11 protein-coding genes and 1 pseudogene are annotated in these 13237 nt (G+C 71.8%); 2 read left to right on the top strand and 10 right to left on the bottom strand.

Annotated elements, in window-relative coordinates:
* Positions 1-77: 77 nt before the first annotated feature.
* Positions 78-323, top strand: a pseudogene (locus tag ACFZAX_RS24055) (hypothetical protein); the annotation flags it as partial.
* A 93-nt stretch (positions 324-416) separates the two neighbouring features.
* Here ACFZAX_RS24055 and ACFZAX_RS24050 read toward each other — a convergent pair.
* The 9 genes from ACFZAX_RS24050 to ACFZAX_RS24010 form a co-directional block, all read right to left on the bottom strand.
* Entirely contained in the window at positions 417-1229 is an 813-nt protein-coding gene (locus ACFZAX_RS24050; RefSeq protein WP_390964038.1) for a Cof-type HAD-IIB family hydrolase, read from the bottom strand.
* Positions 1226-2503, bottom strand: a complete 1278-nt coding sequence (gene serS, locus ACFZAX_RS24045) for a serine--tRNA ligase (protein ID WP_390964036.1) — start codon at positions 2501-2503, stop codon at positions 1226-1228. The genes ACFZAX_RS24050 and serS overlap by 4 nt, the downstream gene beginning before the upstream one ends.
* A gap of 763 nt (positions 2504-3266) precedes the next feature.
* Positions 3267-4202, bottom strand: a complete 936-nt coding sequence (pheA, locus tag ACFZAX_RS24040; protein ID WP_390964035.1) for a prephenate dehydratase — start codon at positions 4200-4202, stop codon at positions 3267-3269.
* An 82-nt stretch (positions 4203-4284) separates the two neighbouring features.
* On the bottom strand, positions 4285-5520 hold the full coding sequence (gene efeB / locus ACFZAX_RS24035; RefSeq protein WP_390964098.1) for an iron uptake transporter deferrochelatase/peroxidase subunit: 1236 nt from the start codon (positions 5518-5520) through the stop codon (positions 4285-4287).
* A gap of 134 nt (positions 5521-5654) precedes the next feature.
* Positions 5655-7709 carry a copper resistance protein CopC gene (locus ACFZAX_RS24030; protein ID WP_390964034.1) on the bottom strand — a complete coding sequence of 685 codons (2055 nt, stop codon included), beginning with the start codon at positions 7707-7709 and terminating at the stop codon, positions 5655-5657.
* A gap of 11 nt (positions 7710-7720) precedes the next feature.
* Positions 7721-8167: a copper chaperone PCu(A)C gene (locus ACFZAX_RS24025; protein WP_390964033.1), complete on the bottom strand. Its 447-nt coding sequence runs from the start codon at positions 8165-8167 to the stop codon at positions 7721-7723.
* Entirely contained in the window at positions 8164-8820 is a 657-nt protein-coding gene (locus tag ACFZAX_RS24020; RefSeq protein ID WP_390964031.1) for an SCO family protein, read from the bottom strand. The genes ACFZAX_RS24025 and ACFZAX_RS24020 overlap by 4 nt, the downstream gene beginning before the upstream one ends.
* Positions 8821-8972: 152 nt before the next feature.
* On the bottom strand, positions 8973-9719 hold the full coding sequence (locus tag ACFZAX_RS24015) for a DUF1775 domain-containing protein (RefSeq protein WP_390964030.1): 747 nt from the start codon (positions 9717-9719) through the stop codon (positions 8973-8975).
* 107 nt (positions 9720-9826) lie between these two features.
* Entirely contained in the window at positions 9827-10660 is an 834-nt protein-coding gene (locus tag ACFZAX_RS24010; protein ID WP_390964029.1) for a hypothetical protein, read from the bottom strand.
* Positions 10661-10964: 304 nt separating this feature from the next.
* On the opposite strand from ACFZAX_RS24010, the gene ACFZAX_RS24005 reads away from it, so the two are divergent.
* Positions 10965-11522 carry an ATP-binding protein gene (locus tag ACFZAX_RS24005; RefSeq protein ID WP_390964028.1) on the top strand — a complete coding sequence of 186 codons (558 nt, stop codon included), beginning with the start codon at positions 10965-10967 and terminating at the stop codon, positions 11520-11522.
* 37 nt (positions 11523-11559) lie between these two features.
* On the opposite strand, the gene ACFZAX_RS24000 is transcribed toward ACFZAX_RS24005, so the two are convergent.
* Positions 11560-13044 carry an aminopeptidase P N-terminal domain-containing protein gene (locus ACFZAX_RS24000; protein WP_390964027.1) on the bottom strand — a complete coding sequence of 495 codons (1485 nt, stop codon included), beginning with the start codon at positions 13042-13044 and terminating at the stop codon, positions 11560-11562.
* Positions 13045-13237 lie beyond the last annotated feature (193 nt).

The following is a 13237-nucleotide window of genomic DNA, read 5'->3' as shown; positions in this document are numbered from 1 at the left end:
AAGGCATGCTCATGCCCACGGAAGTCGCCCTGCTCGAATCCCGCGCGCTGCGCGTCGAGCAGATGGTGCGCGTCGACGACTTCCGGGTCACCCGCATCGAGAGCTGCCTGGCCGGAGTCGGTTCGGCCCTCCAGGAGCTCGGACCGGTCCTGCGCCGGATGTCGGAGCGGTTCGACAGCCTGGACCGGAAGCCGGGGGCGACCCATGAGGCCGTCGGCGCGATGAGCGTCCGGCTGGCCGACGTCGCGCACGAGGTACGGCGGGTCGACGCCCGGCTGGGCGACGTGGCGCACCGGCTGAAGGAGCTGAGGCCCGAACCGTAACGGGGGCGGACACACGACTGCCCGCGGCCTTCGCGGGCCGCGGGCAGTCGGTCGTACGGGGACGAGGTCGTCCGGCGACGACGGCGGGCGTCGTTACCGCGTTCCGCCGGCGAGGAGTTCCTCCAGGACGACCGCGATGCCGTCGTCGTCGTTGGAGGCGGTGACCTCGTGCGCCACGGCCTTGAGCTCGTCGTGCGCGTTGGCCATGGCCACGCCGTGCCGCGCCCAGCCGAACATCGGGATGTCGTTGGGCATGTCGCCGAAGGCGATGGTGTCCGCCGCCTTCACGCCGAGCCGGCGCGCGGCGAGCGAGAGACCCGTCGCCTTGCTGAGGCCGAGCGGGAGGATCTCCACGACACCGGGGCCCGCCATCACGATGTTGACGAGGCTGCCCACGACCGCCCGGGCGGCGGCGGTGAGCCGGTCGTCGTCGAGCTCGGGGTGCTGGATGTAGACCTTGTTCAGCGGCGCGGTCCACATCTCGTTCGCGTCTTCGACGTGGACCACCGGCAGCGGGCCCTCGTGGACCCGGTAACCGGGGCCGACCAGGACCTCGCCGTCCAGCCCGTCACGGCTCGCCGCGAGGAGCAGCGGGCCCACCTCCGCCTCGATCTTGGAGAGCGCGAGCCCGGCCAGCTGCCGGTCCAGCGTGAGCGAGGTGAGCAGTTTGTGCTCGCCCGCGTGGTAGACCTGCGCGCCCTGGCCGCAGACGGCGAGGCCGTCGTAGCCCAGGTCGTCCAGTATCTGCCGCGTCCACGGCACCGCCCGGCCGGTGACGACGATGTGCGCGGCACCCGCCTCGGTGGCGGCGGCCAGCGCTTCGCGCGTCCGTACGGAGACCGTGTGGTCGTCGCGGAGCAGCGTGCCGTCGAGATCGGTGGCGACGAGCCTGAAGGGGAAGGTCACTTGGCGACCGGCTCCAGGACCTCGCGCCCGCCCAGGTACGGACGGAGCATCTCGGGCACGCGCACGGAGCCGTCCGCGAGCTGGTGGTTCTCCAGGATCGCCACGATCGTGCGCGGTACGGCGCAGAGCGTGCCGTTCAGAGTGGCCAGCGGCTGGACCTTCTTGCCGTCCCGCATGCGCACCGACAGGCGACGGGCCTGGAAGCTGTCGCAGTTGGAGGCGGAGGTCAGCTCGCGGTACTTGCCCTGGGTGGGGATCCACGCCTCGCAGTCGAACTTCCGCGAGGCCGAGGCCCCGAGGTCGCCGGTGGCCACGTCGATCACCTGGAACGGCAGCTCCAGCCCGGTCAGCCACTGCTTCTCCCACTCCAGCAGCCTGCGGTGCTCGGCCTCGGCCTCGGCGGGGTCGACGTACGAGAACATCTCGACCTTGTCGAACTGGTGGACGCGGAAGATGCCCCGGGTGTCCTTGCCGTACGTACCGGCCTCGCGGCGGAAGCAGGGCGAGAAGCCGGCGTACCGCAGGGGCAGCTTGTCGGCCTCGATGATCTCGTCCATGTGGTACGCGGCGAGGGGGACCTCGGAGGTGCCGACCAGGTAGAAGTCGTCCTTCTCCAGGTGGTAGACGTTCTCGGCGGCCTGGCCGAGGAAGCCGGTGCCCTCCATGGCACGCGGGCGGACCAGCGCGGGGGTGAGCATGGGGATGAAACCGGCCTCGGTCGCCTGCGCGATGGCCGCGTTGACGAGGGCGAGCTCCAGCAGGGCGCCGATGCCCGTCAGGTAGTAGAAGCGCGAACCGGAGACCTTGGCACCGCGCTCCATGTCGATGGCGCCGAGCGCCTCGCCGAGCTCCAGGTGGTCCCTGGGCTCGAAGCCCTCGGCACCGAAGTCGCGGATGGTGCCGTGCGTCTCCAGGACGACGAAGTCCTCCTCGCCGCCGACCGGCACGTCCTCCTGGACGATGTTGCCGAGCTGCAGCAGCAGGCGCTTGGCCTCCGCGTCCGCCTCGTTCTGCGCGGCGTCGGCGGCACGGACGTCCGCCTTGAGCTGGTCGGCGCGCTTCAGCAGCTCCGTCCGCTCCTCGGGGGAGGCCTTGGGGATCAGCTTGCCGAGCGATTTCTGCTCGGAGCGGAGTTCGTCGAAGCGGACGCCGGACGACCTGCGCAGCTCGTCGGCGGAGAGCAGGGCGTCGACGAGCGCGACGTCCTCTCCACGGGCGCGCTGGGAGGCGCGAACACGGTCGGGGTCCTCACGGAGCAGGCGAAGGTCAATCACCCCACCAGGCTACCGGTGGGACTTCGGCTACTCGAATCGATAGTGACAAGCGTGTCACTATGCCCGAATTGCCGTGAATGGTATCTCTGGGGGGAATCCTGGAATCCCGCGATTCCGCGAGGGAGGCGGACCGGGGGCCGGGCGGGAGGCGCGTCCGCCGGTATTCGTCCGGTGGCGCGAACACGGGTGCGACGGGAATCCGAGGGGAGATCCTGGGGCGGGCGCGAGCGAAGGGGGCTGGAGGCGGGGCACCGGCGTCCGTGTCGATAGAGGCGGGTCCATTGCCTCGAATCGGGTGGAAAGCCGCTCCGGCCGTGACGTACCACCCTGTCCTGACGGGGAGTTGGGGGCCAGCCCCGTCCGGGGTTGTCCACAGGGTGGGCCGCTCCGGATCAGTTATCCACAGGCTGTGTGGAAAATCTGTGGATGCGCGAAGTCGGCCATCCAGAAGAGGCTCCGGCGGGTCCCGGGCTCATGGATTCATCGTTCAAACCGCCTTTCGGGCACTCATTCGAGTGGTAATTCGTCATTCTGTGTCGTTGATCAAGGTAATTGGGCCGAACGGGCTGGATGAGGATCATGGGCAGCCCTGGAGGGCTTCGCGCCCCCATGGGATCACCTGGGGCGATTTGTCGATGATGTCGACCGCCGGTGTCGACTTGTCCCCAGGTTCGACCGGCGCCCTGTGGATAACTCTGTGGGTAAACGACCATCGGTGGATGCGCCCGCGCAAATGTGCGGGTCGCGCCTGTCGATCCGCCTGTCAGACGCGTCCGTCCTGGCTGCGGGCCAGCCAGTCCGAGGCGGCGGCGAAGTCCGGGTCCGAGGTGCCCACGCGCAGCGGGCTCACGTCCTCCGGGTCCACTCCGGCCCGGGGGTAGGAGCCGAGGAAGCGCAGGTTCGGGCAGATGCGCTTCAGCCCCATCAGCGCCTCACCCACCCGCCGGTCCGAGATGTGTCCCTCCGCGTCCACCGCGAAGCAGTAGTCGCCGATCCCCTTGCCGGTCGGCCGGGACTGGATCAGCATCAGGTTCACCCCGCGCACCGCGAACTCCTGGAGCAGTTCGAGCAGGGCGCCCGGACGGTCCTCGCCCAGCCAGAGGACCACGGAGGTCTTGTCGGCGCCGGTCGGCGCGGCGGGCCGGGCCGGGCGGCCGACGAGGACGAAGCGGGTCTGCGCGTTCACCGCGTCGTGGATCTCGGTGGCGAGCGGCACGAGCCCGTAGGTCGCCGCCGCGAACTCCCCGGCGAAAGCAGCGTCGTACCGTCCGTCCCGGACCAGCCGGGCACCGTCCGCGTTGGACGCGGCCGACTCCCACACGGCCCCCGGGAGGTGGGCGGCCAGCCAGTTGCGTACCTGCGGCTGTGCGGCCGGGTGCGCGGTGACGGACTTGATGTCCTCCAGCCGGGTACCGGGCCGCACCAGCAGCGCGAACGAGATGGAGAGCAGCACCTCGCGGTAGATCATCAGCGGCGCGCCCACCGCCAGTTCGTCCAGGGTCGCGGTGATCCCGCCCTCGACCGAGTTCTCGATCGGTACGAGGGCGGCGGCGGCCTCCCCGTTCCGTACCGCGTCCAGTGCCGCCGGTACGGAGACCATGGGGACGAGTTCGCGGGTGGCGGCTTCCGGGAGCGTACGGAGCGCCACCTCGGTGAAGGTGCCCTCGGGGCCGAGGTAGGCGTAACGCGTGGCGGACATACGGTCACTCTAGGCGGTGTCCGGCGGACCCCCACCGCCCCGGGCCGGTCGGGCGGGGGTCCGCCGGACCGGCCCGGGACGGTCAGGACTCCAGCAGTCGCTGTCCCACGTACTCCCCCTTCGCGGCGCCGCCCGGCACCGCGAAGACACCGCTCGCCTCGTGCCGGATGAACGGCGAGAGCGCGTCCCCCCGGTCGAGCTTGCGCTGGACCGGCACGAAGCCCCGGAACGGGTCCGCCTGCCAGCACACGAAGAGCAGCCCCGCGTCCGGTGTCCCGTCCGGGTCGATGCCGTCGTGGTACGAGAACGGGCGCCGCAGCATCGCCGCCCCGCCGTTCTTCCCGGGCGAGGAGATCCGGGCGTGGGCGTTGGACGGGATCGCCGGCTTGCCGTCCGCGCCGGGCTTGTCCAGATCCATCGCGGTGGTCTCGCTGCCGCCACTGAGCGGGGCGCCCGTGTCCTTGCGCCGGCCGATGACCCGCTCCTGGTGTGCGACGGAGAGCTTCTCCCAGTCGTCCAGCAGCATCCGGATGCGGCGCACGACCGCGTAGGAGCCGCCCGCGAGCCAGTCCTGCGCCGGTTCGCCGGCGGCGGAGCCGGCTGGCGCGGGCACGAAGATCCGGGTGTCGAAGTCGGCGTCGGCGGGCTTGGGGTTGTTGGTCCCGTCCAGCTGGCCCATCAGGTTGCGGGCCGTCATGGGGCGGGCGGTCGCGCCCGGGGTGCGGTTGAAGCCGTTCATCTGCCAGCGCACCCGTGCCGCCGATCCGGCGGCCCGCTGGACCGCGCGGAGCGCGTGGAAGGCGACGAGCGCGTCGTCGGCGCCGATCTGCACCCAGAGGTCGCCGTTCGACCGCCCCGGGTCGAGGTGGTCGGAGGAGAACGCGGGCAGTGGGTCGAGCCCGGCCGGCCGCCGCCCCTGCAGCCCGGTGCGGTCGAAGAAGGTCCGCCCGAAGCCGAAGGTGAGCGTCAGCGAGGACGGTCCGGCGTCCAGCGCGATTCCGGTGTCACCGCCGGACCCACCGGACCCCGCGGAGCTGCCCGCCATCAACTCCTCGGCCAGCACCGACCAGCGCCGCATCAGTGCGGCCGCCTCGGTACGTCCGGCGCCCGCCGTGAGGTCGAAGGCGACGAGATGCCCACTGGCCTGGAGCGGAGTGGTGATCCCCGGCTGATGTTTCCCGTGAAACATCGCCTCGGTCGAACCGATCGAAGCGAGCGCCGCGGGCGCTTCGGGGCGCGTCGCGGCGTACCCGGTGGCACCCCCCGCCGCGCCCAGCACCAGTCCGGCGGCACCGGCCGCCCCGGCGCCCCCGAGCAGCTTCCGCCGGGAGACCCCGCCCGGGGCACCGCTGGAGGAGGTGCTCCCGGTGGAACCCCGGGGGGTGCTCCCGGTGTCCGCCCCGGCACTTTCCCGGGGGCTCTGCACGTTCGTGTTCCGCTTGCTCACGCCGGTCAGCCGATCTTCACGTTCTTGGTGACGGTGGTCTCGTCGATGTCCGAGGTGCGGACGGTGACCGCGAGCTTCCACTCGCCCGCCATCGGGATCTGTACGCCGCTCGCGGCCCAGTGGCCCTCGGCGAGCCGGTCGGGGACGACCGGTAGGGGGCCGATGTCCTTCGCCTCCAGCGTCAGCGCCATCCGTACCTCGGGTACGTCCAGCGCCGTGCCCTGGTCGTCCGCTATCCACAGGTGCACGTCGTTGGAGCCGGTCCGGCCGGGGTCCATGTCCAGCTGGACCGTGCCCTTGCCGTCGGGGCCGCCGGTGTCGAAGGGCAGGCTCACGGTGACCGGCTGGGCGACCGCCGGGGCGGCGACGGTGCTGGTGCGTGCCGCCTCCTCCTCCGTACGGCCCGGTTCGGTCGAGGAGAGGATGGTGGTGACGGCCAGCAGGATCACGGCGATGCCGGTCTCGACGAGGACCGAGCGGCGCAGCCCGGAGCGGCCGGGGTCGGCGTCGCGGGCCTTCCGCTCCTTCGTCGCCGTCAGCGCGGCCCGCTGGCGCGCCAGTTGGGCGGCCCGCTCGGGATCCGGGACGAGGCCCGTCACTGGGGGCGTGACGGGGTCCGCGCCGGAATCCGTGGCAGGAGCTGGGACGGGGTCCGTACCGGCGGCCGGCCCGGCGGCCACGGCGGGCACCAGGCCGGCTTCCGCCTCCACTGTCACCGCCTGCTCCGGTACCGCCTGTTCCGCCACCGCCTGTTCCGGCCCCGCCACCGGCACCGCCACCGACTCCCCGCCCGTCAGCCGGCCGGTCCAGCGCCGGGAGATCCAGGCGACGCCCACGAGAACCGCGACCAGTCCGACCTTGACCAGCAGCAGCCGGCCGTAGGCGGTCCCGGTCAGCGCGGACCAGGAGCCGACCTGACGCCAGGACTGGTAGAGCCCCGTCGCGGCGAGCACCACCACGCTGCAGAAGGCCGTCCGGGAGAACCGGCGTACGGCTGCGGCGGGCAGGTCCGGAACGCGGTACAGGGCGGTCAGCAGGGCCGCCAGACCGCCCAGCCAGGCCGCGACCGCCAGCAGATGCGCCATGTCGACCGGCATGGCGATGCCCGCCTGGAGACCGACGGAGGCGTGTTCGGCGAGTGACCAGGTGCCCGCGATGCCGGTGGCGACGACCGCGCCGCCGAGCGAGAGACCGAAGGTGAGGTCCTTGCGCTCCTTCTCGTCCTCGCGGCGCGGGTACGTACCGAACAGCACGGCGACGAAGAGCGCGGAGGCTCCCAGCAGGAGCAGCCGGGAGACCAGCGCGGCCCCCGGCTTGGTGTCCAGCGACGCCTGGAGGCCGGAGAGGTCGAAGGCGTCGGAGAGCTTCCCGCTGCCGGTGTACGGGTACCGCAGCACCAGCATCACCAGGGTGGACGCCGTGAGGGTGAGCCAGCCGGCGAGCACGAGCCGTTGCAGCGGGCGGGCCGAGGCGCCGCCCCGCCAGCACCCGAGGACGAACGCGGAGCCGCCCGCGAGCAGGATGAAACCGGCGTACGCGGCGTAGCGCGCGATGCCGTAGAGCGTGCCCACCAGTCCGCCGCCCGCTGCCTGGGCGGGCAGTGCGACGGTGGTGGTGGACGGCGCTCCGATGGAGAAGGTGAAGGCGCCCGAGACCGGATGGCTGTCGGCGGAGACCGCCTGCCAGGCCACCGTGTAGGTGCCGTCGGGGAGCCCGGTGTGGAGGGTGACGGCGTACCGCGCGGCCTTGCCGTCGCCCACCGCGCGGGGCGCGCCGGTGTCGGCCCGCTTGCCGGACGGGTCGAGCACCCGGATCGCGTCGTCGCTGAGCGAGACGGACTCGGAGAAGGAGAGGGTGACGTCCCGGGGTGCGGCGTCGACCACCGCCCCGTCCTGCGGATCGCTTCCCGTGAGGGCGGCGTGCGCGGACGCGGGCGACGCGCCCGCCAGCATCAGGCCGAGGAGCAGGCCGATCAGCGTGGCGAGGAGCGCGGACGCGGTGAGCGGCCGGCCTGTCGGGAAAGGCCGGACACGACCTGCGCGCGGGGCGGTGGCTGTCATGGATCAGTCCCTCACTGCTTCGCCGGGTTGTAGGTCGTCTCCTCGACGGGAAGCTCGACCGTGATCGGGCCGGTCTTCTCGAAGTGCAGTTCCACGGAGATTTTCTGCCCCCGCTTCGGCTGCCGCTTGAGTGCGCTGAACATGATGTGGCTGCCGCCGCGTTCGAGGTCCAGTTCGCCGCGCGCGGGTACCTCGAAGGACGAGACCATCCGCATGGCCTGTCCCTCGGTCTCGTGGATCGTGACGTGGTCGGAGATCGGGCTGGTCACGGAGGTCAGCCGGTCGGTGGCCCCGCCCTTGTTCTCCACGACGAGGAACGCCGCCGCGATGTCGCTGACGGGCTGCGGCATGAAGGCCCCGACGACCTTCAGCTCGGGGGAGCTTCCGGCGGAGCATCCCGCGAGGGTCAGGCCCGTGACGAGGGCCAGTCCGCCGGCGAGGGCCGCCCGGCCTGTCACGGGTTCGCCCCCTCGATGAGCTTGGGGAGGTCCGCGGTGTAGTCGTCGGCGGTGGTGTCCTCGCTGTAGATGACGTACCCGGCGTCGGTCTTCGGGGAGAACGCCATGACCTGGGCGCCGTGCATGGAGACGACGGTGCCGTCCTTCTCCGTCGTCGCGGGGTCGATGCCGATGCCCATCGACCGGGCGCCCGCCTGGATGGTCTTGAAATCACCGGTGAGGCCGATGAAGTCGGGGTCCTGGGCCTTGAGCCAGGAGCCCAGCGAGGCCGGGGTGTCCCGCTCGGGGTCGGTGGTGATGAAGACGACCTTGAGCTCGGCCTGCTCGGCGGCGGGCAGCGCGCGCTTGGCGAGCGCGATGTTGCTCATGGTCAGCGGGCAGACGTCGGGGCAGTTGGTGTAGCCGTAGTAGATGAGCGTCGGCTTGCCCTTGGTCTCCTTGCGGAGGTCGTACGTCTTGCCGTGGGTGTCCGTCAGGACGAGGTCCGGCTTGGTGAACGGCTGGTCGAGGACGGTGGCGGCCTTGGTGGTGGGGGACGTGGAGACGTCGGCCACCGGCTTGGCGGCGGAGTCGTCGTTCGAGCCGCAGGCGGTCAGGGCCAGTGCCGCCGCCGCGGCGAACGCCACGGCCGACGCCAGTTTCTTGGTGCGCATGAAGGATGTGTTCCTGGTCTGTGGTGCGGTGGGTGGCCCGGGGCGTTCCGGGACCGGGACGGGCGCGTGTGCACCCGGCCCGGTCCCGGCGCGGCCGGGACGTGAGGACTGGGTCGTGTTCCGAAGGACTTTCAGAACACGGCCTGGTCGGGTCAGACGGTACGACGGCGGGCGAGCACGCCGAACGCGACGCCCGCGATGCCGATGACGATGCCGACCACGCCCAGGACCCGGGCGGTGCTGTCGCTCGCCGAGCCGGAGTCCTCCGCGGCCTCGGTGGTGTGACCGGCCGCTTCGGTGCCGGTGCTCTTGTCGTCCGAGGAGGCGGAGTCGGACGCGGCGGCGCCGTGGGCGTCCGCCGCGGCGTCGGTCAGGGTCAGGACCGGCGCCGGGTTCTCGGGCTCTTCGCCGCTCGCCGGGGTCTCCTCGATCCAGCGGACGATCTCCTTGTTGCTGTACGTCTGGAGGGCCTTGAAGACGAGCTGGTCGGCGTCGTCGGGGAGCTGGCCCACCGAGAGCGGGAACTGCTGGAAGTACCCGGGCTTGATCGCGGCGGAGGCGTCGGCGGTCCAGGTGACCTTGGAGACGGCCTCGGTCACCTTCTTGCCGTGGACGTCGAGCGGCTTGGCGAGCGTGGCCTTGGTGACGTCGATCTTCCACCCCGGCACGGCCTGCGGGCTGACCGAGGAGAGCGGGTGGTCCGTGGGGAAGTTGACTTCGAGCTTCACCGTCGAGGCGTTGTCGCGCTCGTTGGGGACCTTGAAGTTGATGGTGGCGTAACCGCCCTTGGCCGCCTCGCCCTGGGGCTGCACGCTGACGTGCGCGGAGGCGGGACCGGCGAGCAGCAGAACGGTGGTCGCGGCGATGCCGCCCGCGACGGCGATACGGGAAACGTTCATGGCAGTGATCACTCCACGGAGCGCAGGAAGGTGGTCCGGCGCGCGGGTGCGCGACGGCATCGCGACACCGCCGTCACGCCGCGTACGGCGCGGGGGAGGATGTCGCGTCAGGCTGCGAGGGCGTACGCGGCGGGAGGCCCGCGCCTGATCACCAGATGCTGGAGTGGATCACCGGTGGCCGGGACCGGTGCGTCCACGGGGGTTCGGGCCGGGCGCGGCCCGGCCGTCGGGGCACCCGGGAGCCCCGCGCTCAGCACCCGTACGAGCGCGAGCGCGGCGCGCAGCGAGCGCAGCCGTGCGGCGGCGGCGAGTTCACGGCCGCCCTGCGCGGAGAGCCGCGCCACCGCGAACAGCGCGATCTCGCCCCTGCGCAGCAGCCACCCCGTGACGAGCGCGGCCAGCAGGTGGCCGAGGAGCATGGGGAGGCCGGGCAGCATTCCCGTCGCGCCACCCGACGCGGCGGAGGCCGCGAGGTGGACGTGGGAGCCCGTCACGGCCGCCGGGTCCACGCCCGCGTCCGTGACGATGCGGTGGGCCTGGGCGAGGCTGATCGAGCCCGGGGTGTCCCCACAGACCAGCGAGGCGGCGAACCGGACGAGCGACGCGTCCCCGGACGCCGGGGCCGCGGAGGCGGGGCCCGTCCCCATGGCGGCGGCCGTCATGGGGTGGGCGAGTCCGAAGAGCGTGTGCAGCGCGAGCTGTCCGCCGGCCAGGACCGCCGCGATCGACAGCAGCGAGCGTTCGCGTCCGGCGAGCGGGGTCACCACCGCCAGCACGAGGAGGAACCCGCAGAGCAACGCCCACCAGGGCACGGCCGAGGCGGAGGCGATGGCATGTCCCGCCGCGGACAGCACGACGCAGACCGCGGCGAACACCGAGGCCCTCAGGAGCCGCAGACCGGCTCCGGCGCGTGTGACGGACCGTGCGTCAGGCGTAGACATGGCCGAGCCATCATCGCACTGAGCCCCCGTCCGTGGGGCGGCAGGTCCGGAAGGTCATCATCCGTACGGTTCGGGGCACGTTGTACGGGAAGCGGAACTGTTGCGGGGGGTGCAGAACGTGACGGGTGTGACGGTCGTTGTAGCTGGTGACAGAGGTGCCCCGGGCTCTCGGGTCCGGACATACACCGGCAAGCGGAATATTCGCGTCCGCCGAATGAGGGCCATCACGGCAGAACCGTGCTTACGGGGTGCTCTCCACGGCAATACGTATCGGTATGTCGAGCCGCAGCCAGGAGGCTGGAGCATGAGCATGTGGTGGTCACTCCATTTGCGGCGCGAAGCCGCGAGCGTTCCGCTCGCCCGTCGATTTCTCCTCGGCAGCATGGAGACGGCGGGAGTGGATCCGGACATCTCCTACGACCTGTCGGTGGCGCTCACCGAGGCCTGTGCCAACGCCGTCGAACACGGCGGGGACGGTGCCGCCGACCAGGGCGACCACGGGGGCACCGCCTCCGGCCGGGCCGGTAAGGACCGGTACGCGGGCGCCTGTGGTCAGTACCGGGTCACCGCGTATCTGGACGGCGAGACGTGCCGTATCGAGGTAGCGGACTCCGGACCGGGCTTTCCCAGCCGGCGAACCCTTCGCCCCGCAGCACATCCTTCCGATACCCGTGGCGCACCGGCGGCGAAGCCGGACTGCGCCACCGACCCCTGGGACGTGGCCGAGAGCGGCCGTGGCCTGGGACTCATCGAACAGCTCGCCGACCACGTCCACATCGGCAACCGGCCGGGACGCGGGACCGTGGTGAGTTTCGACAAGATCCTGAAATGGCGCGAGGGCGCGCTGCTCATGGTTTCCTGAGCGGCGCGCCCCCGGCGCGGTTTCCGTGCGGCGGGCGTCAGCCCTTGAGACCGGCGATCCAGGTCTCGACCTCGCCGGAGCTGCGCGGCAGCTTGTCGGAGAGGTTCCGGTTGCCGTCCTCGGTGACGAGGATGTCGTCCTCGATCCGGACGCCGATGCCGCGGTACTCCTCCGGCACCGTCAGGTCGTCGGCCTGGAAGTACAGACCGGGCTCCACCGTCAGGCACATGCCCGGCTCCAGCGTGCCGTTGACGTACGTCTCGGTGCGCGCGGCGGCGCAGTCGTGGACGTCCATGCCGAGCATGTGGCCGGTGCCGTGCAGGGTCCAGCGGCGCTGGAGCCCCAGCTCCAGGACCTTCTCGACGGTGAGGTCGCCGAGCAGGCCCCACGCGACGAGGTGCTCGGCGAGCACACGCTGCGCGGCGTCGTGGAAGTCGCGGAAGTCGGCGCCGGGCTTCACGGCGGCGATGCCCGCCTCCTGCGCCGCGTACACCGCGTCGTAGATCTTCCGCTGGAGCGGCGAGAACGTCCCGTTGACCGGCAGGGTCCGCGTCACGTCGGCGGTGTAGAGGTCGTTGGTCTCCACGCCGGCGTCGAGCAGCAGCAGCTCGCCGGCGCGGACGGCGCCGTCGTTGCGGACCCAGTGCAGCGTGGTGGCGTGCGGGCCGGCGGCGCAGATGGAGCCGTAGCCGATGTCGTTGCCCTCGACGCGGGCGCGCAGGAAGAACGTGCCCTCGATGTAGCGCTCGCTCGTCGCCTCGGCCTTGTCGAGCACCTTCACGACGTCCTCGAAGCCGCGCGCGGTGATGTCGCACGCCTTCTGGAGCTCGGCGATCTCGAAGGCGTCCTTCACCAGGCGCGCCTCGGAGAGGTACACCCGCAGTTCCTCGTCGCGCTCGGCGGTGACCTTGTCGGTCAGGGCCGCCTCGATGCCGGCGTCGTAGCCCCGGACGGCGCGGACCGGGCCGGTGGCCTCCTTCAGCGCGGCGGTGAGCTCGCGGACGTCCTTCGCCGGGATGCCCAGCACCTGCTCGGCCTCGGTGAGGGAGTGGCGGCGGCCGACCCACAGCTCGCCCTGGCCGTCGAGCCAGAACTCGCCGTTCTCGCGGTCGGAGCGCGGCAGCAGGTAGACGGTCGCGTCGTGGCCGCCGCCGGACTTCGGCTCCAGGACGAGGACGCCGTCGTGCGTCTGGTCGCCGGTGAGGTAGGCGTACTCGGAGGAGGCGCGGAACGCGTACTCCGTGTCGTTGGCGCGGGTCTTCAGGTTGCCCGCGGGGACGACGAGGCGCTCGCCCGGGAAGCGCGCGGAGAGCGCGGCGCGGCGGTCGGCGGTGTGGGCGGCCTGCGGCAGCGGCGCGAGGCCGTGCAGCTCGGTGTCGGCCCAGCCCGACTTCATGTTGTCGGCGAGCTCGTCGGAGACGGCCGGGTACAGGCCGTTCTTCCGGGTCTTGATCGGCTCGTTCTCTTCGGCCGCTTCGGTCGCTTCGATTTCCGGGGTCTCCGGGGTGCGCTCGTCGGACACGGTTCGTCTCTCCTTGCTACGACACTGGGCACCACCATCGTACGGGCGTACGGAAGGGGGCCCAGGGGCGAAGGGCCTCTTACCGAACGGGGAGGCGTGTGCCTCGCGCGGAGCCCGGAAAGCGCGGCTGATCTGCGCGGATGCCAAAAGCGGAGGGAGTGGCTCCGGGAAGCGTCCGCAGGGACGGCGGGCC

Origin of the sequence: Streptomyces sp. NPDC008125, assembly GCF_042957125.1 — a bacterium.
Lineage (GTDB): Bacteria > Actinomycetota > Actinomycetes > Streptomycetales > Streptomycetaceae > Streptomyces.
The sequence above is the reverse complement of the archived record's forward strand: the minus strand, read 5'-3'. Positions and strand labels throughout refer to the sequence as shown.